The sequence below is a fragment of the Micromonospora sp. FIMYZ51 genome, from assembly GCF_038246755.1.
Classification (GTDB): Bacteria; Actinomycetota; Actinomycetes; order Mycobacteriales; family Micromonosporaceae; genus Micromonospora.
On sequence record NZ_CP134706.1, the window covers coordinates 6,857,663 to 6,882,867 of the forward strand.

7 protein-coding genes are annotated in these 25,205 nt (G+C 73.6%); all 7 read right to left on the reverse strand.

Translation table 11 applies throughout. The features are described from left to right. Nucleotides 1-8: 8 nt before the first annotated feature. The 7 genes from QQG74_RS30795 to QQG74_RS30825 are packed head-to-tail and all read right to left on the reverse strand — an operon-like array spanning nt 9 to nt 25,201. A complete protein-coding gene (locus QQG74_RS30795; protein ID WP_341718117.1) occupies nt 9-761 on the reverse strand; it encodes an alpha/beta fold hydrolase in 753 nt (250 codons plus the stop codon). Further along, nucleotides 758-2,950 carry a lantibiotic dehydratase gene (locus QQG74_RS30800; protein WP_341718118.1) on the reverse strand — a complete coding sequence of 731 codons (2,193 nt, stop codon included), beginning with the start codon at nt 2,948-2,950 and terminating at the stop codon, nt 758-760. Before QQG74_RS30800 ends, QQG74_RS30795 begins: the two co-directional genes overlap by 4 nt. After that, nucleotides 2,947-3,162, reverse strand: coding sequence for an MbtH family protein (locus QQG74_RS30805; protein WP_341718119.1), 216 nt, complete (start codon nt 3,160-3,162; stop codon nt 2,947-2,949). Before QQG74_RS30805 ends, QQG74_RS30800 begins: the two co-directional genes overlap by 4 nt. After that, entirely contained in the window at nt 3,149-7,516 is a 4,368-nt protein-coding gene (locus QQG74_RS30810; RefSeq protein WP_341718120.1) for a condensation domain-containing protein, read from the reverse strand. Before QQG74_RS30810 ends, QQG74_RS30805 begins: the two co-directional genes overlap by 14 nt. Next, on the reverse strand, nt 7,513-13,815 hold the full coding sequence (locus QQG74_RS30815; RefSeq protein WP_341718121.1) for an amino acid adenylation domain-containing protein: 6,303 nt from the start codon (nt 13,813-13,815) through the stop codon (nt 7,513-7,515). The genes QQG74_RS30810 and QQG74_RS30815 overlap by 4 nt, the downstream gene beginning before the upstream one ends. Continuing rightward, on the reverse strand, nt 13,812-19,913 hold the full coding sequence (locus QQG74_RS30820; protein ID WP_341718122.1) for an AMP-binding protein: 6,102 nt from the start codon (nt 19,911-19,913) through the stop codon (nt 13,812-13,814). Before QQG74_RS30820 ends, QQG74_RS30815 begins: the two co-directional genes overlap by 4 nt. Beyond that, the gene (locus tag QQG74_RS30825) at nt 19,910-25,201 is read right to left on the reverse strand and encodes an SDR family NAD(P)-dependent oxidoreductase (RefSeq protein WP_341718123.1); all 5,292 of its coding nucleotides are present in this window, start codon (nt 25,199-25,201) and stop codon (nt 19,910-19,912) included. Before QQG74_RS30825 ends, QQG74_RS30820 begins: the two co-directional genes overlap by 4 nt. Between the last annotated feature and the right edge of the window lie 4 nt (nt 25,202-25,205).

Consider the following 25,205-nt stretch of genomic DNA (forward strand, 5'->3'; position numbering starts at 1 on the left):
GGTCCTCCTCAGTTTCGGGAATTCGTGGGGCGGGGCACGGCGGCGAGGACCTCACGGACCGTTCGCAGCACCTCGGTACGGGCGGTGTGCACGAAGAAGTGGCCGCCGGCGAAGTAACGCTCGACCGGCTGCTGGGCGGCGTGGCGGGCCCAACCGTCGGCCTGGTAGTCGGTCACCGCCGTGTCGCTGACGCCGCGCAGCACCGTCATCGGGATGTCCAGTGGCGGCTCCGGCGGCGGGGTCCAGGTCTCCAGGAGCTGGTAGTCGGCGCGCAGGATCGGCACGAAGACGGCGAGCAGGTCGGGGTGCGCGGTCAGGTCGTCCGGCAGGCCGCCGTAGTCGGCGGTGTGCTGGATCAGCGCCGCGTCCGTCATCAGGTGCACCTGCTCGGGGTCGCGACGGCAGGGGCTACCGGAGCCGGAGACGATAAGCGCGGCCGGGGAGGCGTCGGCGTGGCGCAGCTCGCGGGCGAGCGCGAAGGCGATCACCGCGCCCATGCTGTGCCCGAAGAGCACCACCGGGCGAGGATGCAGCGCGGTCACCAGCGGGGCAAGTGCCCGCACCACCTCGGGCACGGACCGCAGCGGCGGCTGGTCGAAGAGCTGCTCACGACCGGGTAGCAGCACGGTGGTGACGCTGGCCAGGTCGCCGAGCTCGCCGGCCCAGTCGCGGAACGGCGCCGCGCCGCTGCCCGCGTACGGGATCACCACCAGGACCGAGCCGTCGCCCGGCGGCGGCGGAGGTACGAGTCGCACGCTCATCGGCGCTCCACACAGGCTAGGCGGAACTCGGCGGTGTAGCGCCGACCCCGCTCGTCGGTCAGCCACAGCTGGTCCGGGCCAGGCAGCATCTCGGCGAGCGTGACGGTCCCGTCCGGGTCGCGGCGGCGGCCGGAGCGCAGCTGCGAGAGCAGGACCTCTGCCGACAGCGGGTTGGCAAGGTCGACGTGGAACGGCTTGCGCTCGCCGTGAACGGTGGCGAACAGGTGCCGGGGCATACCGTGCTCCGCGCAGACGCGGCGCAGCGCGTGGTGCAGCCGTTCGGGAGGCAGGCTCGTGTCGGGCAGCTCGTCGTGGGTGAGGGTCCAGCTCTCGCGCTGCACGACCAGATCGTCGATTGTCACGCGCGGCCGGTGGGCGGCGGCGGGTAGCAGGCCGAAGCGGGTCGCGGCGGCGTTGGCCACGAAGTCGGCAAGCACCCCGGCCAGGTCGGCGGACCAGCCCGGATCGGTCACCGACCGCACGGTCACGGTGTCCCCGTCGGTCACCACCCGCAGGGCCGAGACGGGCAGGAGCCGCGATCCCCGGGGGTGGTAGGCCGGGCCGGTGCCGAGCCCCAGGTAGGACGCCGAGGGCGGCAGGTAGGCGGGCGGTGGCACCGTACGCGAGTTGACCTGCTCGTGATCAAGCGGATAGAGCGGGATGACCCGGTCGTCGCCGCCCGCATCGTCGATCCAGTCGTGCAGCGCCGCCCGGTCGGGATGCCACGCATCGGCGGCGAGCACCTCCATGGTGTTTGCCGCCGGGTGCAACTCGCCGAGGACGGCGAACAGCTCACCGGTGGGCGTCGCCGCGAGCATCAGATCGGGGCTGAACCATCGCATGCCGCGCCAGGCGGCCGGATCGTGGTCGAAGGTGTGGTCGACCGCCGCACGCAGGTCGGCGGAGTGGTGCGTGACGCGACGCTGCCCGGCCGGGACGTCGCGGAGCAGCAGGGACCGCCATTTCTGTCGCAGCCGCGCCGCAGCGGCGTCGGCCGGCGAGTCCACACCCCAGGCGCTGGCCGGGCCGATCTTGTCGAGCACCTCGGCCAGGGGCACACCGAGGCCGGGCGAGACTTCCCGGGTCCGCACCACGTCGGCGGCGAGCCGGGTGAACTCCCGGGCCACCTCGCGGGTGAACCACGAGGCGCCGTGCAGCAGCAGCTCCAGCGCCGGGCGGATCCCGTCGAGCAGGTCCATGCCCAGGCGCACCGGCAGGTCGCCGAGACAGTCCTCGTAGACGGGCTGGCGTCCGGCGTAGAACTGGCCGGCGTCGGAGCGCACTGCGGCCTGGTCGCAGATCCGCTCGAAGACCGCGTCGAGTTCCTCGAGCGCGTCGCCCAGCTCGCCGCCAGCCGCCACCCGGTCACGCGCGGCGACCAGCGAGGCAAGGTCGGCCAGGGCGGCAGTGCGGCGCACCGGGTCGCCGACACGCAGGAGCTGACCGCGCAACGCCACCTCGGCGTCGAGGCGCCGCGGCACGACCAGGCCGGCGGTGAGCACGCCCATGGCGCGCAGCCTGGCCAGCACGGACCGCACCTCCGCCGCGTCCGCGTCCGACAGTTCGGCAAGCAGGTCGTCACCGGTCCGGCTGCCGTCGGCGAGCTCGACGACCCGCCGGGACAGCACGTCGAGGCGCAGCGGGCTGCCGTCGGCGAGCAGCACTCCGTCCGGCACGACCGTCACACCGGCGGCCAGCCGTGGGGCGGTCCACGGGCCGAGCCCGTGGCGGGTCTCCAGGGCGGCGGCGACCGCCCGCAACGCCCAGTGCTCGAAGAACACTCCGCGCCGACGCATCCGGCCGGTCACCGGGCCGATCTCGGTGGCACCGGCGACGATCGATCCCCACACGATCGGGCCGAAGAAGCCGATGGTGTCGTTCTTGGCGCAGTAACGCGCCGCGTACGCCCAGAGCCGGCGCTGCGCCTCGCGACGCCGCCACCCGCGCGCCGAGCCGAGGTTGCGCGTGGCCTGCCGGAGCATGTCGCGGTTCTGCCAGGTCAGCGCCGCGGTGAAGGCCGGCTCGCGGAGGATCCGGCCAAGTGCCTGCTCGCCTGCCGCACGGGCCGCCGCGTAGTCGTCCGGCGCGTCGATCTCGAGCCAGTCGAACGGCATCCCCGCGACCCGGGCGAACACCGACGGCACGAGCGACCATCTCGTGCCGTACGGCAGCAGGGTGGAGACCGTCACCGCGGCTCCAGGGCACGGCGCAGGCTCAGCGGACGCATGTCCACCCAGACCTTCTCGATGTGGTCGAGGCACTCGCGGATCCGGCCGCTCACGCCGTCCTCGCGCCAGCCGTCCGGGATCGGCCGGTCGACCGGCCACACCGAGTACTGCTCCTCGTGGTTGACCACGACGGTGTAGATGATGGTGTCGTCGTCCTCGTCAAACAGCGCCATGGCTGTCCTCCTCCTCGATGTCGTCCGGCAGGTTCTCGAGTTCGTCGACGAACAGGGCGGCGAACTTCTCGATCGAGCCCTGATCGAAGTGTGCGGAGCTGTAGTTGACGGCGAACTCCAGCCGCCCGTCGGCGATGCCGCTCTCGATGTCGATGAGCTGGTCGCGGCCGGTGCTGGGGTCGGCGGTCAGCGCGGGCACCGGCAGCACGGTGAGGCCGTCGCGCGCTGCGGTGTCGGCGGACATCGTGCCGGTGTGGTTGAACGCGATCTGTGGCAACGCCAGGCCGGTGAGGGCCGACGGTGCGCCGGTCAGCTCGGCGCTGCGGTGCAGCAGGCCGAAGGACGAGACCGGCTGGGGTACGGCTTCGAGCAGCCGCCGGACCTCCTGCCAGACACCGGCGTACGAGATCTCGGGCCGGTAGCGCACGGTGACCGGGTAGAGCGCGGTGAACCAGCCGACTGTCGCGCTGACGTCCACCCCGCCGAAGGACCCGTCCCGCCCGTGGCTCTCCACGAAGAGGTAGAGGTCCTCGCCGGTCCACCGGCCGTACGCGCGGGACAGCGCCGCGAGCAGCGTGGTGAGCACCGGGCTGGCCGTGGCGCCGGGAGCGCGCAACCGGTGCAGCCGTGCGGTGGCCTCACGGGAGGCCGACGCGGTCGAACTGCGAACGCCGCCGAGCGTGTTGGGGCCTTCCCCGGTGACCGGAACCGGCCGGGGTGTGCCCACCACGGCGAGCCAGTCGGACGCCAGGTCGCGGATCCGCGCGGTCTCGGCCGCCGCGGCCAGGGCGTACTCCGGGTAGCCGGGGGACGGCTCGCCGTCGAGCTGCCCCGCATAGGCCCGTAGCAGGTCCTCGACGATGATCCGCCACGAGTAGATGTCCATGACCAGGTGGTGCACGGCCAGGTAGAGCGTCGTCCGCCCGGGGTCGAGCACCATCGTGCCGGACCAGGGTGGCGCTGTGGCGAGGTCAGCGCAGGCGCGCAGACCGGCCACCACGTCGTCGTGCGGGCGCGGCTCCGCACGCTGGTCGATCAGCCGGAAGGTGACCTGCGGTTCACCGGTGAGCCACTGTTGCCAACCGGTCGAGGTGCGGTCGAAACGCAACCGCAGCGCGCCGTGTCGGCGGGCGACCGCGATCAGCGCCTCCCGCAGCGTCGACGGGTCCAGCTCCCGGTCGAGTTGGATGCCCTGGACCATGTCGTAGTGCGCCGGGTCGGCACCGGCCTCGTCCAGGAAGATCCGCTGCACCGGCAGCAGCGGGATGTTCGTACCGGACGCGGCGTGCTCGGCCTGCGGCGTGGGCGCGGCGGCGTCGACGTGTGCGGCCAGTTCGGCGATCGTCTGGTGACTGAAGACGTCCCGCGGCTGAAGGTCGATGCCGCGCCCGGCGGCCCGGCCCTTGACCCGCAGGCCGGCGATCGAGTCGCCGCCCAGGTCGAAGAAGTTGTCCCGCACCCCGATCCCGGTGACCCCGAGCACCTCCTCCCAGACCTCGACGAGAGCCTGCTCGGTCGGGGTGGCTGCGGCGACGTGCCCGGTCGGCTGCGGGCCGGTCCACTGCGGCAGGGCGGCGCGGTCGAGCTTGCCGTTCGCGGTCACCGGCAGCACGTCGATGCGAGCCACGGCCGGCACCGCGTAGGACGGGAGCACCGCCGCCGCGTGCCGCCGCAGCACGTCGCCATCGGCGTCGCCGGTCACGAACGCCACGAGCCGCCCGTCCCGGACCGTCACCGCCGCGCCGGTCACCTGGGGGTGCGACCGCAGCACCGCCTCGACCTCCTGCGGCTCGATGCGGTGGCCGTTCACGGAGAGCTGCGCGTCGAGGCGGCCCAGCAGGAACAACCGCCCACGGTCGTCAATGGTGCCCGCGTCGCCGGTGCGGTAGGCCCGGCCGCCGCGCTGCCCGGGACGCTCGTCCGGCACGAAACGTATCGCGGTGCGGGCCGGGTCGCCGTCGTAACCTCGGGCCAGGGTCCTCCCGGCGAGCCACACCTCGCCCCGGGCGCCGCGCGGCACCGGCCTGCCTCGGCCGTCCACCAGGAACGCTTCCGTCCCCGGATAGGTGCTGTCCAGCCAGAGCGGATCGGTGCGGCCCACCCCGCGCAGCACGGCGTACGCGTTGTCGATCCCGGTCTCGGTGATGCCGTACGCGTTGATCACCCGGGTGGCCGCGCCGGTGAGCTGGGTGAGACGCAGGTAGTCGGCCGCGTGCCAGGCCTCCCCTCCGACCAGCACCGTGCTGAGCTGGTCCAGCCGCTGCCCGGACAGTTCCGCCTCGTCGAGCAGTGGCCGCAGCAGGCTCGGCGGCAGGTCCACCACGTCGATCTCCTCGTCGAGCAGCAGGTCGAGCAGCGCCGCCGGGTCGTCACCTACCGCCCGTGCGGCGATGACCAGCGTGCGGCCCGCGCACAGTGCCCGCAGCACCTCGGCGATCGCCACGTCGAACGCCGGGTTTTGCAGGTGCAGGTGCCGCTCGGTGCGTCCGGCGAAGTCGTGCGCGGCCTCCCACCCGGCCACCGCGGCGGCGAGCGCGCCGTGCGGGACGACGACGGGCTTGGGCTGCCCGGACGTCCCGGAGGTGAAGATCGTGTACGCGGCCTCGGCCGGGGAGACCGGCGCGGCATCGTCGCCCGGCGGACCCGCGCTCAGCGAGGCGGTCGTGATGTCGCCGTCGTCGGACACGACAAGGGCGGGCGCGGTGGACTCCAGCAGGGCGGTGACGCGGGCCGCCGGCCACGCCGGGTCCAGCGCGATGAACTGGCTGCCGGCGAACCAGACGGCAAGCATCGCGACCACCCGGTCGGCGGACCGTTCGGCGATCAGCGCGACCGCCCGGCCCGGCCCGGCACCGTGCTCCCGCAGCCGCGCCGCCCCCGTTTCAGCCGCCGCGACCAGTTCGCCGTAGGTGAGCCGCCGCGTCCCGTCCACCACCGCGACCGCGTGCGGAGAGGCCGCCGCGACGGCCCGGACGGCCACGGGAACCAGCACCGGCGAACCGTCCACACCGGACGGTATGGCCAGCGGTGGGGCGGCGGGCACCGCGTCGAGCAGCTCCGGCACTGTGGTGTCCGGGTCGCCGGCCAGCCGGCGCAACACCGCCAGGAACCCGTCGAGCATCGCGCCCGCCGCGATCGGGGCGACCCGGGCGTGATCGTGGAAGAGTTCCACCGTGACCCGGTCGCCCGAGGTCACGCTCAGCACCAGCGGATGCGCCAGCTCTTCACGGGACGTCGCCGCCCGTACGCCCAGCGGCGGCTGCCGGTCGGAGAACCGGCTGTCCGTGATCAGCGGATAGTTCTCCACCACCACGATGCTGTGGAAAAGTCCCTGATCGCGGGGCACCGCGCAGGCCGCCCGGATGTCCCGCAGCGACATCTCCTCGAATTCGCGCCCCGCGAGGAACCGCCGTTGCAGATCCTGCAACCACGTCGTGACCGGCACCCGCCCGGCGATGCGCACCCGCACCGGCAACGTGTTGATGAACAGCCCCACCATGGTCTCCGCGCCGGGCAGCGTCGCCGGCCGTCCCGACACGGTGGCCCCGAAGAGCACGTCGTCGCGTCCGGCGAACCGGGCCAGCACCACCGCCCACGCGGCCTGGGCCAGGGTGTTGAGCGTGACCCGCTCCCGCTTGGCCCGGGCGGTCAGCGCCGCTGACTCCGCTGGGGTGAGCGTCGCTTCGATCATGCCGCGGCCGGCCCTGGCCGTCCCCGGCAACGGTGCCGGCAACGGCGTCGGCTCACGGAACCCACGCAACGCCCGCCGCCAGTGCGCGAGCGCAGAGGCCGGGTCACGACCGGCCGCCCAGGCGACGTACGCCCGGTAGCTGGGCGCCGGGGTCAGCTCGATCGGCCGTCCCGCGCGGCGCAGGCCGTAGCCGACGAAGACGTCGCTGATCACGATCGGGATGGACCAGCCATCGATCATGATGTGGTGCGAGGTCCACACCATCTCCCAGCCGCCGTCGGCCCGGCGCAGCACCCGGACCCGGTGCAGCGGCGCCCGTTCCAGGTCGAACCCGGCGTCGAGGTCCGCGGTCAGCCAGGTGTCGAGCGCGTCGTCGTCGAACACCCCCTCGGCCACCGCGAACAGCTCGCGCGGCTCGCGGTAGACCGCCTCCACCGCCTGGGTCAACCCGGTGTAGGCCACGCAGGCTCGCAGTGCCTCGTGCTTGGCCGCCGCTGCCGTCCACGCCTCGGCGAGCGCGTCGGTGTCGAGGTCACCGTCGAGGGTGTAACGGACCTGGCTGAGGTAGGCCCGCGCGTCGCCGGCATCGAGCGATTCCAGCAGCATGGCCTCCTGAAGCGGGGTCAGCGGGAAGATGGCCTCGACCGGACTGGCCTGGGTCATCGCTGGCGCTCCTCTCCGGCGCGGCCGAGCCGCGCGATCAGGGCCCGGGCGGTCGTCTCGTCGAGCCCGGCAAGGCCGACGTCGACCCCGTCGAGCTCGGTGGACGACGACGGCTCGGCGGCACGAACGGTCTGCGCGGCGTCGGTGGTGGCGATCTCCGCGAGGGTCTTCGGGCCGAGGATGTCGGCCACGGACACCGCGACGCCACGCATCCGGGCGCGGGCCACCACCCGCAGCGCCGAGATCGAGTCGCCGCCCAGGTCGAGAAAGTTGTCCCGCTGCCCGGCCGCCGCCACGCCGAGCACCTCCTGCCACACCTCGGCCAGCACCCGCTGGGCGTCGGTCGAGGGCGCCGCGTACGGCGCGACGGTCAGGTCCTCGGTGGCGGACACCTCGGGCAGCCGACCCCGGTCGACCTTGCCGTTCGGGCTGAGGGGCAACGCCTCGACGCGCACGAGGCGGGGCACCAGCGGGGCGGGAAGCCGGTCACGCAGGCGGGTACGCAGGGCGGCCAGGTCGACGTCGGCGGACGTCACGACGAAGGCCACGAGTTCGCCGTCGCGCAGCACGACGGCCGCCCGCGACACCTCGTCGATGCCGGTGAGCACCGCCTCGATCTCGCCTGGCTCGACTCGGTGGCCGTGCACCTTGACCTGGTCGTCGACCCGGCCGAGGAAGACCAGGGTGCCGTCGGCGCGGCGGTGTGCGAGGTCTCCGGTGCGGTACATGCGAGCGCCGGCCACGCCGTACGGGTCGGGCACGAACCGCAGCGCGGTCCGCGCCGGATCGCTCAGGTATCCCCGCGCCACGCCGGCCCCGCCGAGGAACAGCTCGCCGGGCATCTCGTCCGGCGCCATCCGCAGGCCGCGCCCCAGCACGTACGCGCTCTCGCCCGGCAACGCCGTGCCGATCGGTACCGTCGCCGAGCTGAGGTCGTCGCCGGTCAGCGGTGCCACAGTCGACCAGATGGTCGTCTCGGTCGGCCCGTACCAGTTGCGCACCGTCCCGGCCCGCTCCACCAGGTCACGCCCGAGCGTCGCGGTCAGCGCCTCGCCGCCGGTCCACGCCTCGACGCCGGTCAGGTCGGCCGGCCCGTCCAGGATCTCCCGCCACAGCGACGGCGTCGCCTGCACCAGGTTGACCCCGGTCTCCTTGACCGTGGTCCGGAAATCGGCGCAGTCGAAGCCACCACCCCGGTCGAACACGACGATGGCGCTGCCGTGCGCCAGCGGCAGGAGCAGCTCGGCGATCGAGATGTCGAAGGTGGCGCCGGTCGCGGCCAGCACCACGGTCTCCGGCCGGTAGCGGTCGCCGATCGCCGCATCGAAGGCCGCCAGCGCGGCGTGCGGGATCATCACGGCCTTCGGCGTACCGGTCGAGCCGGAGGTGAACATCAGATAGGCCAGCTCACCGGGCTCAAGCTCGGGCCACGACCCGGCCGGGGTGGGATGGGCGGTGAGCTTCCCGATGTCGAGCAACGGCACGTCGAGGTCGAGCGGTCCGGCGGTGATGACGTGCCGGAGCCCGGCCACGTCGCGGACGGCCCGCTGCCGGGCGGCCGGCTGGTCCGGCCCGAGCGGCACGTAGACCGCGCCGGCCGCCAACACGGCCAGCACGGCCACCACGAGCCGGTGGTCGCGGGGCAGGCAGACGCCGATCGTGTCGCCCCGGGCGACCCCGGCCGCGTGCAGCCCAGCCACCGCCCGGTCCACGAGGTCGTGCAACTCGCCGTAGCTCACCGTGCAGCCGGTCGTGTCCCGTACCGCCGTGCGGTGCGGCCACCGCGCGATCCGCTCCGCGATCACGTGCGGCAGCGGGGTGACGGTCACCGGCACCGGCCGGTCCGGCGGCCCGACCGGCTCGACCGAGCCGGTCGGCGCGTCGATGTCCCGTGCCATCGCCGTCAGAACGGTGCGGTAGCAGGAGAGCAGCGACGTCACGGCCGCGTCGGAGAAGTGCCGCGGCGACGCCATCATGATCAGCGCGAGGTGGTCGTCCCCGCCGGCCCCGTGGTCGAAGGAGACGTAGAGCGGATAGTTTGTCGGCGCGTCCTCCTCAAGATGCCCGACCCGCCGCACCTCTCCGCCGCCGCTGACCCGCTTCATCGCGTGGAACCGCGTGTAGTTGAAGGCCGTCGTCATCAGCTGCTGCCGCCCGTGGGCGAGTTCCGCCGCCACGCCCGGGTAGGTCCGGTGCCGTAGCAGTTCGCTCTCGGTCCGCAGACACTCACGGGCCAGCTCGGCGAACGTACGGCTGCCGACCGTGACATTCATCGGCAGCGTGTTCAGGTAGAGGCCGCGCGTCTCGGTGCCGGCCGCCGACTCCGGCCGCCCGTTGACCACCAGCCCCAGCGTGACCCGGTCGGCGTGCGACAACGCCGACATGACGACCGCGTGCGCGGCAAGCAGGAGGCTCTTCATCGGCACCCCCAGCCGGGCCGAGGCCGCCGCGAGACCCTCGCGCACCTCCTCGTCGAACGGCAGCAGCGCCCGATCCCGGTGTGCCACGCCGCCGCTGATCGTCGGCACGCGCACCGGCGCCGCGTCGGCGAGGATCCGGTCGAACGCCGCGATCGCCGCCGGATCGTTGAGCGCCGCCCGCTCCCGCCACACCTGGTCGCCGAACGATTCGGCCGGCGGCTCCGGGCGCCGCAGCGGCCGGTTGTCCCGCTCGGCGGCGCAGAGCACGTCGTACTCGTCGAGCACCTCGGTGAGCGTCGAGGTGAAACTCCAGCCGTCCAGGATGGCGTGGCACTCCACGGCGCTGAGCCAGAACTCGGTGTCGCCGGTGCGGTGCGCGGTGAACCGCAGCAGCGGCGGCCGGCTCAGGTCGAGCGGCTCCCGGCGCTGTGCGCCCATCCACTCCTTGAGGTCACGGCGCACCTCGTCCGCCGGGCGACCACGCCAGTCCAGCACCGGGAAGTCGACGGCCACGTGCCGCCAGACCAGCTGCAACGGTTCCGAGAAGCCGGCCAGGTCGAACCCGCTGCGCAGCACGGGATGCCGCTGCACCACCCGGTCGTACGCCTGTCGCAGCAGCTCTGCGTCGAAGACCTGGCAGCTCACCCGCGTGGTGGTGACGTTCAGATAGCTGTTCTGCTCGAACTGGTGGAAGAGCATCCCCTGTTGCAGCAGGGTGAGCGGATAGGCGTCCTCCACACCGGCGGGCAGCGACTCGCGGTCGGCCGGGGCGAGCATCGGCCGGTGGTCGGCGGTTGCGGTCGGACGCGACTCCGGACCGGTCCCGCCCGAGGCGGCGATCAGCGCGCGGATCGTCTGCCGGTCGAAGATGTCCGCCACCGTCACCGGGATGCCCTGCGCCGTCATCGCCGCGGCCACCCGCACCGCCAGGATCGAATCCCCGCCGAGCCGGAAGAAGTTGTCGGTCACGCCGACGCGCGCTGTGCCGAGCAGTTCCTGCCAGACGGCGGCCACCGCCCGCTCCCGCTCGCCGGCCGGCGGCACGTGGCCCGCCTGCTCGTCGACGCTGCTCACCGACGCCAGGTCGCGCAGCACGCCCCGGTCGAGCTTGCCGTTCACCGTGCGCGGCAGCAGGTCCACCCGGTGCAGCCTCGGCACCATGTGGGCGGGTAGCCGGGCACTCGCGAAGTCATGGATGGCGTCCAGGTCGACTCCCGCGTCGGCCTGCACGAAACCGACGAGTGCCGGCCCGGACGTCCCGGCGACCACCCCCGCCGCCGACACCGCCGGATGTTCCAGCAGCACGTGCTCGATCTCCGCCGGCTCGACCCGGAAGCCGCGCACCTTGAGCTGGCCGTCGAGGCGGCCCAGATAGTCGAGGTCCCCGCCGGCCCGAGCCCGCACCCGGTCACCGGTGCGGTACATCCGGCCGCCCCCACCGGCCAGGTCCGGGATGAAGCGCAGCGCCGTCAGGGACGGCGACCCGCGGTAGCCGAGGCTCACCCCGACGCCGCCGACGAGCAGTTCTCCGGGGAAGCCCAGCGGTTGCGGACGCAGGTCGGCGTCGGCGACCACCGCGCTCAACGTCGGCAGCGGGCCACCGATCGGACTGGTGCCGCCATCGACGTCCGCCCGGGTGATGTCCCGCCAGGTCACGTGAACCGTGGTCTCGGTGATCCCGTACATGTTGACAAGCCTCGGCCCGTCGAACCATCCGGTGAGCGTCGACGGCCGGAGCGCCTCCCCGCCGAACACCACGAGCCGCAGGTCGGGCAGATCGGTGGGGCTGGCCAGTGCGCTGATCGCTCCGAACGCGGTAGGCGTCTGGTTGAGCACGGTGATCCGGCGGTCGCGCAGCAGCGCGGAGAACCGCTCCGGCGCCCGGGCGACAGTCCGGTCCACCGGCACCACTGTCGCCCCGGTCACCAGCGGCCCCCACAACTCCCACACCGAGAAGTCGAACGCGATCGAGTGGAAGAGGCTCCACCTGTCGTTCTCGGTCAGGGCCAGCAGTTCGCGTGCGCCGTCGATGAGGGAACCCAGGTTCTCGTGGGTGACCTCGACGCCCTTGGGCTCGCCGGTCGAGCCCGAGGTGTAGATGCGGTAGAGCGGCGCCGTCCAGGGAATCGCCGGCCGGCTCCGATCGCCGGGGAGGTCTGCGGCCCGGCAGGCGTCCGCGTCGACGACCCGCAGTCCCGGCGGCGGCTCCACCTCGCCGGCGGTCACGATGATCTCAGCGCCGGACGCCCCGAGAACGCGCCGGATCCGCTGCGGCGGATGTTCCGGGTCGATCGGCAGGTAGGTCCGCCCGGCCTTGGCGACCCCCAGGATCGCGGCCACCATGGCCGCCGTGCGGCCGGTCAGCACGGCAACCGGCGAAGTCGTTGCGCTGCGATCGATCTCGTACGCCACCCGGTCCGCCCAGGCGTCCAGCTGCGCGTAGCTGACCGGCTCGTCCCCGTCGACCGCGACCCGATCGGGCGTGTTCGCGGCCCGGTCCTCGAACCAGCCCACTACGCCCCGCGTCCCGACCGGCGTCCACGTCGGTGCGATCGGGGCAGCGGCGCCCAGGCTCACCTCGCCCAGCGTGGTGTCCGGCCGGTCCGCGATGGCGGCAAGGGCGAGCAGGCAGCTGTCCAGCACGGACTGGGCCACGTCGGCGGGATAGCGCGAGCGGTCGTGTTCCAGCCAGATCCGGGTCCGCTCGTCGCCCTCCTCCACCTGAAGGGTCAGATCGAATTTCGTGGTACCCAGGTCGACGTCGAGCCGCCGCAGCGCCAGATCGCCGATCAGCACCTCGTGCCGGGTCCGAGTGCGGTGGTGGGTGAAGACGACCTGCACCGGGGCCTCGTCCCGGAGCAGTTTGGCAACCTGGTCGAACGGGGTGTCCCGGTGCGCGATCGCCTCGATCAGCATCTGCTGCTCGGCGCGGAGCAGATCGGCCAGCCGCATCGCCGGCCGGAGCGGGTTGCGCAGGCAGACCAGGTTGGCGAAGTTGCCGAGCGCGGCGGCCTGCTGCTCGGTACGCAGGTTCACCGGCGTCCCGATGAGCAGGTCATCGTGGGCGAACAGCGCCCGCGTCACGATCCGGAAGGCGGCGGCGAAGACCGCGGGCCGCGTCACGTCGTACGCGCGGGCCACCGCGTCGACCCGCTCGCGCACCGTCGAGTCCAGGTCGGCGCCGATCCGCCGGCCCCGACGGGGACCGGCCGAAGCGGGCTCGGGCAGCGTCGCCCCGGCAAGCCGAGCACGCCACCAGTCGAGGCTGGAGTCGGCGGCCGGCGCGGGGGCGGGCGCGGCGATCGGTGCGGTTGCCGGTTCGCGGCCGGCGTAGCGGGTGAAGAGTTCGGTGCCGAGCAGGTCGAGCGCTGTCCCGTCGACCACGATGTGGTGCGCGGTCAGCAGGACGACCTGCTGGTCACCGGCTGCGGCGAGGCGCAGCCGAACGAGCTCGCCAGCCGCGAGATCGAACGGCTCGACCGCGGTACGGCGCAACCAGGCGTCGAGGTCGGCGACGGTTTCGACCGCGAGGCGTGGCGGCGGCACCGGCACGGTTTCGGCGTACGCCTTGCCGTCCACCTCGCCGAAGCGGGTCCGCAGCTGCGGGTGGGCCGCGACCACGCTGGCGAAGGCGGCGGCGAGCCGCTCGGTGTCGAGCCGTCCGGAGACCGCGACGGCCACCGCGACGATGTAGTCCGGGCTGCCCGGGTGCATCCGGTCGAGAAACCAGAGGCCGGCCTCGGTGGGTCGCAGTTCCCGCCGCCCGGATTCCTCGGCCCGGGTCTCGGGTGCCGGGGCCGTCGGGGAGGTCAGGCCGGCGGCGGCGAGGCGACGCTGGAACTCGGCGAGCCGGTCCGGGTCGTTCATCTGCAAGGTCATGAGCCGAACACCTCCAGCGCGATGGCGGCCGTCGGTTCGGCCCGGTCCCCCGCGATCACGCGAATCTCCCGCGCCATCGCGTCGACCGTGCGGACCCGGAAGGCCTGCGCGATCGGGAAGGAGATCGAGAAGAGCCGTTCGAGGGTCTCGACGACGTGCAACAGGGCGATCGAGTGCCCACCGGCCTCGAAGAAGTCGGTGTCCGGCCCGGCCACCTCGACCCCGAGATGCGCCTGCCAGACCGCGGCCACCAGCCGCGACACGGCATCCCCGTCGTCCGGCGCGCCACCGTCGGGCGCGCCACCGTCCGGCGCCCCGCCGGCCCGGTCGAGCAGGCTGGTCACGGCGCTGCGGTCGACCTTGCCGTTCTCCGTCACCGGCAGCTCGGCGACCGCGACCACCGCCGGCACGGCCTGGGGAACCAGCCGGCTCTCCGCCCAGCGCCGCACGTCGGCGGTGAAGCCGGCCGGTTCGGGCTCGTGCGGGACCACCGCGGCGACCAGCCTGGTGGCGCCGTCCTCACCGGTCAGCGCCACGGCTGCCGCCCGGACGGCCGGATGCCCGGCCAGGCAGCTTTCCACCTCGCCGAGTTCGATGCGTACGCCCCGGACCTTTACCTGGTCGTCGGCACGACCGATGAACCGCAGGGTGCCGTCCGCCGCACGCCGCGCCCGATCGCCGGTGCGGTAGCGCCGGGCGCCTGCGGTGTCCGGCACGAACCGCAGTGCGGTCAGCCGTGGATCACCCAGATAGCCCCGGGCAACCAGCGGTCCGGCCACGAAGATCTCGTCGTCGTCGATCGGCATGCTGGTGCCGGGCAGTTCCCGGCCGACGAGGCCGGACGTCGGTTCGCCCTCGACCGGGCCGATCGCGCAGATGATCGTGCACTCGGTCGGCCCGTAACAGCAGCTCACCTCGGCTCCCGCCGCCCGCAACGCGAGCAGCGTGGCGGCCGGCACGAGTTCGCCGCCGATCGCCACCGCGACTCCGGCAAGTGACTCGGGCCCGACCCGCAGCACCTCGCGCCACAGGCTCGGCGTGGCGAAGGCGGCGGGCGCCTGACCATACCGGCGGGCGTTCTCCAGAGCGCGTACGACCGCGGACGGGTCGAAGGTGACCGACTCCTCGGGATAGATCACCGGCTGTCCGCGCCGCACCGGCCAGCACATCTCCATGACGCTCGCGTCGAAGGTGGACGCGGCGAGGCCGACCAGGCAGTCGGCGCCCGCCCAGCCGGCATAGTCACCGAACGCATCGAGGAACGCGGCCAGCTGCCCGTGCTCCACCACGACGCCCTTCGGCTCCCCGGTCGAGCCCGAGGTGTGGATGACGTACGCGGCGTCCCAGGCGGACAGCTCCACCGAGGGAAGGCCGGCTTCGTCGGCGGCACAGGGCCAACCGATGACCGCCGGGCCATCCTCGACGACGCCGTGGCCGTCGCCGTCGATCCGGTCGGTGATCAGGTGGCGGGCGCCGCTGGTGGCGGCGATCCGGCGTACCCGGTCCGCCGGGGGTGTGGCGCCGAGCGGGACATGGATCGCACCGAGACGCCAGAGAGCATGCGCGGCGACCAGCGTGTCCACCTTGTTCGCCAGCACGACGAGCACCGGGTCGCCCCGGCGTACGCCGGCCGCGTACAGGCCGGCGGCGGTTCGCGTCACCGCACTGTCGAGCGCGGCGAAGTCGAGCGCCCGGTCCCCCTGGACCACGGCGGTGGCCTGCGGCCGGGTGGCCACCAGCTCGGTCATCCGGCCGACGACGTCACGGGGACCGACCAGTTCGGACGCCAACAGGTCGGCCAGTTCGGCAGCGCGGCCCGGCCCGACGCGCGCCCGGTCGTAGCGCAGCGTCAGGCGGTGCCCCTCGCCGGCCGTGACGATCAGGACCAGCGGGGCGGGCAGGCCCAGCGGTGTCGGCTCGAACCAGTCGACGTGCAGGTCGCCAAGTGCGACCGAGCGGTGGCCAGCTTCCCACCCGAGCATGGTCTGGAACACCGGGGCGTCCGGTGCCCGGCCCGGTAGGGCGGCGAGGGCAGCGGCCACCTGGTCGAACGGCACCTCGCGACGGGCGTACGCGGCGGTGAGGTCGGCGTGGACCCGCTGCGCGTGCCGGCCCGGGTCACCGTCGAGTGGCACGGCGGCCACGGCGACCGTGTTGAGGAACGGGCCGAGCACGCCGGCGTCGTCCGGTTCACGGAGCGACACCGGCAGCCCGACAGCGAAACTGTCCCGGCCGGTCCAGCGGATCAGGGCACGCTGCCAGGCGGCCATCACCACCGAGTACGCGGTCACCTGCTGCCGCCGGGCCAACTCGGCGGGCCGGTGCGGTTGCACCGCAACGGCGAGCACGCCGATGCCGGCGGCGTCCGGCTGCCCACCGGCGGCGGAAAGATCCAGCGGCACGGTGCCGGCCAGCTCGGCGGCGGCCTGCTCGGCCGAGATCGTCGTGCCGCGGGTGATGTCGGGATACTGCCGGGCCGGTTTGTCGCCGACGGGTTCGCCACGGGTTGCCGCCGCATAGGTCGTCAGCAGCTCGGTGACGAGCGCACCGACCGAATCGCCGTCGACCGCGATGTGGTGGACGGCCAGGTGCAGCACGTGGCCGCCGCCGGCCAGCCGGGTCAGGTAGGGACGGAACCAGCCGGACCGCAGGTCGAACGACTCCTGGATGTGCGCGGCCACGGCCCGGTCCGCGGTGGCCGCGTCGGGGGCGGTCCGCTCGGCGAGCTGGTCGGCGAGCAGCCCGGCATCGACGTCGACGACCTGTGCCCGCACCCCGTCACCCCAGCCGGTGATCCGGCTGCGCAGCACACCGTGCCGGCGCACCAGGGCCGTCACCGCCTTCGCCAGGGCGGCGCGGTCGAGCGGCCCGTCGAGCCGCAGCGGTATCGCGACAACCTGCGCCGCCGCACCGTCCCACCGCGAGGCGAACCAGAACCGCTGCTGCGTCGGCGTCAGCGCACGTGCCTCACCGGCCCGGGGCCACCGGGCCGTCACCTCGGCCGACGCGGAATCTCGGCCCTCGTCGGCGCCGGCAGCGGCACGGCCGACGCCGGCACCTGCGGTGACGGCGGCAGCTGGCGCGCCGCCGGAGACCACCGCAGCTTGCGCGTCTTCGGGGCCTGCGGTGATGACGGCGGCCAAGCGGCGGGGGGTGGGGTGCTCGAACACCGTGGCGAGGTCGATCCGGACGGCGAAGGTTGCGGTGCAGCGGGCCGCCAGCCGCGCGGCGGTAAGTGAGTCGGCGCCGGCCGTGAAGAAGTCCGTGTCCGGGCCGACCGGCGCGTTCACCAGTTCGGTGGCCATCGTGACCACCGCAGCGGTGGTGCTGTCCACCTTGCCGTCGGCGGGCGCAGCCGGGATGTCGGGCAGCTGCCGCAGGGCCTGGCGGTCGACCTTCTCGCCCGCTCCGCGCGGCAGTGTGTCCAGGATGTGCACGCGGCGCGGCACGGCGGCGTGCGGTAGGTGAGCTGCGGCGGCGGCACGCAGTTCCGCCTCGCCGGCCCGGGCCCCCGGGTGCAGCGTGACCCAGCCGATCAGGTGGCTGTCGCCGACGGTCGCGGCTGCCTCCCGCACGTCGGGGTGGCTGCGCAGCGCGGCCTCGACGTCGCCGAGTTCCACGCGGATTCCCCGCACCTTCACCTGGTCGTCCACCCGACGCAGGAACTCCAGGCCGATGCCGCCAGGGGTGCTGCGCACCAGGTCGCCGGTGCGGTAGACCCGCTCGCCGGGCTGGTACGGGTGCGGCACGAACCTCCGGGCGGTCGCGCGTGGATCGTCGAGATAGCCGGTGGCCAACAGTCCGCCGACGTAGAGCTCGCCGACCTCGCCTGGGCCGGCCGCCTGCCAGGACCGGTCGCGGACGAGCAGGTCGTGCCCGGCCACTGCGGTACCGATCGGTGGCCGGGCCGGCGTCGGTCCGTCGACCGGCACCTCCCCGATGGCTGCGGTGATCACCGATTCGGTCGGCCCGTACGCGTTGAGCAGCGTGATGTGCCGCGGTGCATGCGCGGCCCAGCGGGCGACGGCCGCCGCGGTGAGGGCGTCGCCGCCGGCCATCACGATCCGCAGAGCGCTGGCGGCGAGGTCTGCCCAGCCGCTGATCCGGGCGAACCATGGCGTGGGCAGGTTGGCGACGGTGACCCCGGTGCGTCGGGCCAGCGCGCCGAAATCAGCCGGGTCCCAGGGCTCGTCGCCACGGGTCACCAGGGTCGCGCCGCTGAGCAGTGGCACGAGCACCTGTTCCAGCGCCGCGTCGAAGGCGTGGTCGGCGAACTGCAAGTAGCGGTCGGCGGCGGTCACGCCGAGCCGGTCGGCGATCGCGCGGGCGTGGCGGACCAGGGTCGCGGCGGGCACGTGCACGCCGCGAGGCGTTCCGGTGCTGCCGGACGTGTAGATCACGTATCCCGGTGCCGCGACCGGGCCGGCGGAGACCCGGCGCAGCTCCAGCGCGTCCGGCTTCTCCCCGGTCAACAGCCAGCCCGCCGTCATCACGGCCCGGCGCGCCGGCGGCAACTGGCGGGACAGCGGCACGTACACGGCGTCGACGGCGAGGCAGGCCAGCAGCGCCACGACGGCGGTCGCCCCGCGAGCCGTATCGGCGGTGACCTGCTCACCGGGCCGCACCCCGGCAACCCGTAGCCGTTCCGCCAGGACGTCGACCGCCGTGACCAACTCGCGGTAGTCCAGCTCGCCGTCCACCGCGACGCCGTCGTGCGAACGGATCACCGCGAGCACGTCGACCGGGTCCGGCGCCGGGAGTGGCTGGCTGACACCTCGCGCGGGAGCGTCGAACCCGATCAGCCGTTCCACCTCGGTCCGGTAGGCCGCGCCGAGCACCGCCACGCTCGCCGGAGCGTAGAGTTCCGGATCGAAGATCAGCTTGGCGTGGTAGCGCCGTCCGTCGTCCGCGATCTCCAGCACGAGCGGCCGTTCCGCGGCCCCGGGTGACGGCGGCCTCGGGATCAGGTCGAGCACCTTCGGTTCGATCGCGAACTTGTTGAAACACACGCCCGGCGAGACTCCGGCCCCGTACCCGGCCCGGGTCACCTCCTCCAGCGGGGCGTGCAGGTTCTCCAGCGCGGTCGCGATCGCCGCGGCACCGGCGGACACGTCCGCGTCGGCCCGCACCCGGACCAGCACCGTGTTGACGAAGAGTCCGACCATCGCGGCGACGTCCGCGTCGTCGCGGGTCGACACCGGCAGCCCGAGGACCAGATCCTCCTCGCCGGTCCAGGCCCCGACGACCCGACTGAAGGCGGTGAAGAGGACCGCCGTGTCCGAGACACTCAGCCGCCGCGCAACGTCGCGCGTCTGCTCGGGCAGGTCGAAGTGGTGTTCGAAGGCGCCGTCCACGGCTCCGCGGGCGAGGTCGGCCGGCAGGCGTACCGGCCGTGGGGCCCCGGCGAGCGCCGCCACGGCCCGCTCGACCTGTGCCCGGCGGGCGGCCTTCTGCTCCGGCGCGTCGAGCCACATCGCAAGGTCCGGATAGTCGGCGCCGCCAGCCGCCACCGGTACGCCGGTGATCAGCTCGCCGACCAGCACGGACAGCGACTGCCCGTCGCAGGTCAGGTGGTGCACGGCGACGATCAGCTGGTTCGGTTGCTCCGGCATCAGCAGCAGGGTGAACCGCAGCAGCGGCTCGTGCTCCGGCTCGAAGCGATGGACGGCCGCCGCCGCAGCGAGCCGATCGGCCTCGGCCGTCGCCTCCGCCTGCGTCCGGCCGGTGAGGTCGACCACCTCCGGCCGGAAGTCGTCGATCGGCCGCAGCCGGATGCCGGGCACCCCGTCGTCGTCGACGACGACCCTGCTCCGCAGGGACGCATGCCGGCCGACCACGGCCCGGAAGGCGGCCTCGATGTCAGCGCCCCCGGCGGTGACCGACAGCCGAGTGCTGAGCGTGAAGACCGGCGACGGGCCGGCGAGCCGGTCGGCGAACCACACCCGGCGCTGGGCGTCGGTCATCGGCAGCACATCGGGCAACGAGTCACGCCGGGCGAGGCGGGCCACCGGGCGCTCGCCGGCCCGGGCCGCCATCGGGCGTTCGCCGGCCAGGATCCGAGCCCGCAGCTCCGCGCGGGACGGCCTGGGGGTGCTCATCGGGCCTCCAGTTCGTCGAGCAGCGCGTCCAGCCGGACATCCAGCACCGCGGCGAGCCGCCGCACCGTGGAGTGCTCGAACAGCTCGGCCACTGACAACTCCACCCCGAAGCGTTCCCGCGTGCGGGAGGCGAGCTGCACCGCCGTGAGGGAGGTGCCGCCGAGCACGAAGAACTCGTCGTCCAGGCTGATCTCCGTGATGCCCAGCGACTGTGACCAGAGCTGGGCCACCGCGACCTCGACGTCGGTCTCCGGCGGCACGTACGCGCCGAGGCTCGCCGGCCGGGCCGACCCGGCCACCGGTGCGGCGTCCTCATGCGCCGACACCACGTCGGTCGAGAAGGTGCGCATCTGGTCGATTCGGCGCTGCAACGGCCCGGCCGAGTTGATCAGCTGCGGCTGGTCGGGGACCGCCATCATCCGGCGGAACAGCTCGACACCCTGCTCGTTGCCGATCAGCGTGAGGCTGCCCGTCGTGGTGGCGACCGGAGCGGGAGCGCCGGCCTGGGCGGGCAGCTCCTGCTGGGCCCGCAGCGTGTAGCCGCCGACCGTCGCGCAGATCCGGCCGTCCGCGTCCACGATGACCTCGTCGATCTCGATGAACTCCGGCTGCCCGGGATCACCGCGATGGGTCTGCACGACCCACGCCTCGGCCGGGATCGGTGCCCAGACCCGCACATCCGCGTAGGAGAACGGCAGATATCCGACGCCGCCCTGGCCGCGCAGCCCGTGCGCGGCCCGGTCCAGCAGAGCCGGGTGCAGCCAGAGCCCCTCCTCGAAGGGGGCGCGCAGGGCGACCAGGCCGGTGTCGCCGGTCCGGTGGTACTCGCGTACCACGTCGTAGCGGGGTCCGAAGTCGACAAGTCCGGCCGAGGCACGCTCGACGCTCGCCGGTTCCAGCTCGGGCAGCTCGACCGGTGGCGGCGGCTGCTCGGTCAGGACACGCACCATGCCCCGGCAGTGCACCCGCTCGCCGACCGTCACCTCGAAGACGCCGTCGGCGGGGTCGAGCGACAGGGTCAGCGTCATCGGCCCGGTCACCACGATCGGGTCGATGAGCAGCACGTCCTGGATCCGGATCGGCACCGCGCCGAAAGCGTGATGCGCCGCCGCGCGTACGCTCTCCAGCAGCATCGTGGCAGGCACGACGGCCTCACCGGCGATGCGGTGCTCGGCGAGCGCCCAGTGCCCGTCCGGCTGCAACGTGCCCCGGTACCGGTGCCGGCCGGAATCCTCCACGGTCACCGAGGACAGGAACGGGTGCTCGATCCGCTCGGCCTGGCCGTCGAGCCGCATGGCCCGCAGCGCCTGCACGCCCTCGGAGGCGCCCTGTTCGGAGACCATGCCGACCTCGCGCCAGCCCAGCCAGTTGATCGAAACGACCCGGGGGCCGTCCGGCCGGTCGGCTACGGCGTGCGCGAAAGCGTCCAGGTAGAGGTTGGCGGCGGCGTAGTCACAGAGACCGTACGCCGAGGTCACCGCCACGATCGACGAGCAGAGCGCGATGAACTCCACGTCGGCGGCGCTCTGGTACAGGGCGACCAGCGCGTCCACCTTGGGCCGCAGTACCCGTGCCGCGGCGTCCTGGTCGTGCAGCGCCAGCAGCTGACCACCGGGCAGGCCGGCTGCGTGCACGACGCCGTGCACCACCCCGAACTCCGCAGTCGCCGTCGCGAAGACTTGCCGCAGCGCCTCGGCATCGGCCACGTCCGCGGCCAGCACCCGTACCTGCGCGCCGCAGGCCTCCATCCGCCGCACCGCTTCGATCCGGTCGCGCAGGACGGCGTCGGTGTCGTCCGCCTCCAGCAGCTTGGACCAGGTCTCCCGGTCGGGTAGGCCGCTGCGCCCGACCAGGACCAGCCGGGCTCGGTCGACCCGGGCCAGGTCCTCGGCGATCGTGGCGCCGATGCCGCCGAGACCGCCGGTGATGACGTAGACGCCACCTGACCGGAACACGGACCGGGTGACCTCGACGTTCGGCACGGTGTCGTAGGAGCGGACGTGCCGCCGGTGGCCGCGCAGCGCGACCACCTCGTCGCCCGCGTGGCGGATTTCGTCCACCAGGCGGGCGGCCGGCGCGAGTCCGTCGATGTGCCGCACGCGCGCCACCGGAAGCTCGGCGGGCAGCGATCCCAGCGGCCCGAACGCCGTCGCGGCCGAAGGATCCGCCGACTCGCCCGCGATCGAGAACATGCCGTGGGTGACCGCGACGATCTCGATCGGCTCCCGGACCACGTCCAGCAGCGCCGAGGCGAGGACGGCGGACCGCCGGTAGTGCCGGTGCGCCGCCGCCGCGTCGAGGGAGGCGGCAGGGGGGCCGAGGTCGAGCACGATGCGATCCGGCACCGGCCCGGTGGCCCAGATGCGCCCGAGCACCGCCTTGATCTGCGCGGCGTCCGCCAGGTCCGCGATGAACCCGTGGAAGTCCTCGATGAGCAGTTCCCCGGGGTCGAGCCGGGTGACCGTCACGCCGAACGACAGGGCCGCCGGGCCGAAGTCGGCGTCCGCGCCGACGACCAGCCAGTGCTCGCCGTACACATCGGCCGGCTCCCCGCCGCGCGGCACCTGCTTCCAGACCGGCACGTAGAACGGAGTCAGCATCGGGTCGGTGGGGATCTCCGCCTGCTCCGTCCCGGCCGCACGGGCCGCCGTTGGATCGGGGTCGACCCAGTGCCGCCGTCGCTGATACGGATAGCCGGGCAGGACGACCCGCCGTGGCCCGTCCGGGGTGCGCGGCGGCGCCACGTCGACCGGCACCCCAGCTGCCCACAACGCCCCCACCGCGCCGAGCAGATGGTCCGGCTCCGCCGTCCCGTCGCGCCCGGCGGGCAGGCTGCCCGCCCACGCCGGGTTGCGCCCGTCGGCAATGCCGGCCTGCCGCGCGAACCCCCCGAGCGCCCGCCCCGGTCCCACCTCGAGCAGGAACGGCTCACCACGCCGCAGCAACCGCGTCACGCCGTCGGCGAAGAGCACCGGCCGCCGCAGCTGCGCGACCCAGTAGCCGGGCTCCATCACCTCGCCCGGGTCGGCCCAGTCGCCGCTGACGTTGGAGAGGAACGGGATCTGCGGGGCACCGAACCGCACGCCTTCCAGGACCGAGGCGAACTCGTCGAGGACCGGATCCATCGCCCGCGAGTGGAACGCGTGCGAGGTCCGCAGCCGCGTGCCGGTGATGCCGATGTCGTCCAGTTCGACCGCGAACCTGTCGATCGCCTCGGCTGCGCCGGTCACCACGCACGCCGACGGCGAGTTGGCCGCGGCGACCTCCAGATCGGTCGGCAGCAGCTCGGTGACCGCGTCGGCGCTGAGCGGCAGTGCGAGCATCGCGCCGGGCTGCGCCGACTGCATGAGTCGGCCACGCGCGGCGACCACCCGCAGCGCGTCCTCCAGCGGGAACACCCCGGCGATGGTGGCTGCGGCGAGTTCGCCGATGCTGTGCCCGATCAGCGCCGACGGCGTCACGTCCCGGCTGCGCCACAGCGCGCTCAGCGCCCACTCGACCGTGAAGATCGCCGGCTGGGTCAGCGAGGTCTGCGCCAGCGCGGTCCGGGCCTGGGCGTCGGAGGGGTCGGCGTGCAGCAGCTCGCGCAGGTCGAGGCCGATCAGCGGGGCAAAACCCGCAGCGCACTCGTCGACGGCCGCGCGGTAGACCGCTTCGGTCCGATAGAGCTCGTGGCCCATACCTGGGTACTGCGCGCCCTGCCCGGGCAGGAGGAAGGCGACGTCGCGGCGGCCCGCGACCGGGCCGGCCGGCCGGCCGACGGACTCACGCAACGCTCGGGCGGCCTCGGCCGGGTCGCGGGCGACCACGGTACGCCGGAACGGGTGCACACCACGCCCACGCGCCAGTGTGTACGCCGTGTCGTCGAGCCGGACCTCGGTGCGGTCGAGGTGGTCCGCGAGCCGTCCGGTCGCCTCGTCCAGCGCCTCCGCTGAGCGGGCCGACAGCGTGAGCAGGTGCGGCCCGTCGACCGGCGGGCGCGACGCCACCGGCGGTGGCCCGGTCACCACCACGTGCGCGTTGGTGCCGCCGATGCCGAACGAGCTCACCGCCGCGATCCGCTCCGCCGCCGACGCCTCCCACGTCTGCCGCGACGTGGCCAGCTCGAACGGGCTGCTGTCGAGGGCGATCGCCGGGTTGACCGGCGCCCAGTTGATGGTCGGCGGGATGATCCCGTCGCGCACGGCCAGGGTGGCCTTGATCAGGCCGGCCACTCCTGCGGCCGGCCCGAGGTGGCCGACGTTGCCCTTGACCGATCCGATCCGGCAGAAACCCGTGTCGCCAGTGTCCTGCCGGTAGGCGTCGGTGAGCGCGTTGAACTCGATCGGGTCACCCACGACCGTGCCGGTGCCGTGCGCCTCCATCAGCCCGATCGCCCGCGCGGTGAGCCCGGCGCGGTCCAGCGCCGCCCGGACGACCTTGATCTGCCCGTCGGCACCCGGCGCCGTGAAGCCGGCCCGCTGGTCGCCGTCGTTGCTGATCGCCGAGCCGAGCAGCACCCCGTGGATGACGTCGCCGGCCGCCAGCGCGTCGGCGAGGCGCTTGAGCACCACGGTGGCGCCGCCGTTGGAGAAGATGGTGCCGGACGCGTCGGCCGAGAACGGGCGCACGTGACCGTCTGCGGAGCGGATCCCGCCCGGCTCGTGGAGATAGCCGGTCTCCAGTGGCAGATCGACCTGCACGCCGCCGGCGACCGCCACGTCGATCTCGTCGAGCAGCAGCGCCTGGATGCCGAGGTGCACCGCCACCAGCGAGGTGGAGCAGGCGGTGTAGACGGAGACGCTCGGGCCCTGGAAGCCGAGTTTGTAGGAGACCAGCGGTGCGATGTAGTCGGCGTTGTTGCCGATCCGGATGCTCATGCCACCGGCCGCGGCCGCCACACCGGGGTTCGCCTCGATGTACCGCTCCCGGTAGTCGCCGGCCGCACTGCCACCGTAGACACCGACCCGGCCCAGGTCGCGCGTCGGCTCGTAACCGGCGGCCTCCAGCCCGGCATGCGCGAGCTCCAGGAAGAGCCGGAACTGTGGGTCGGCCAGGGCCGCCTCGCGCGGGTTGAGGCCGAAGAAGTCCGCGTCGAACAGGTCGAGATCGGTCGCGCCCGCGTAGACCCGCCGGTAGCCCGGGGCGGCGAGGGAACTCGCCTTCGCGCCGTGCCGGAGCGAGACCTCGTCGTCGGTCTCCACCATCGCCTCGTGCCCGGCGAGCACGTTGGCCCAGAAGGTCTCCACGTCGCCCGCGCCCGGCACCCGGGCGGCCATTCCGACAATCGCGATCGCGGCCTCAGTCATGAAG

Excerpts from the sequence above, each read along its gene's own strand:
- QQG74_RS30795 (WP_341718117.1), bottom strand. The coding sequence starts at position 761 with ATGAGCGTGCGACTCGTACCTCCGCCGCCGCCGGGCGACGGCTCGGTC.
- QQG74_RS30805 (WP_341718119.1), bottom strand. The coding sequence starts at position 3,162 with ATGGCGCTGTTTGACGAGGACGACGACACCATCATCTACACCGTCGTG.
- QQG74_RS30810 (WP_341718120.1), bottom strand. The coding sequence starts at position 7,516 with ATGACCCAGGCCAGTCCGGTCGAGGCCATCTTCCCGCTGACCCCGCTT.
- QQG74_RS30815 (WP_341718121.1), bottom strand. The coding sequence starts at position 13,815 with ATGACCTTGCAGATGAACGACCCGGACCGGCTCGCCGAGTTCCAGCGT.
- QQG74_RS30820 (WP_341718122.1), bottom strand. The coding sequence starts at position 19,913 with ATGAGCACCCCCAGGCCGTCCCGCGCGGAGCTGCGGGCTCGGATCCTG.
- QQG74_RS30825 (WP_341718123.1), bottom strand. The coding sequence starts at position 25,201 with ATGACTGAGGCCGCGATCGCGATTGTCGGAATGGCCGCCCGGGTGCCG.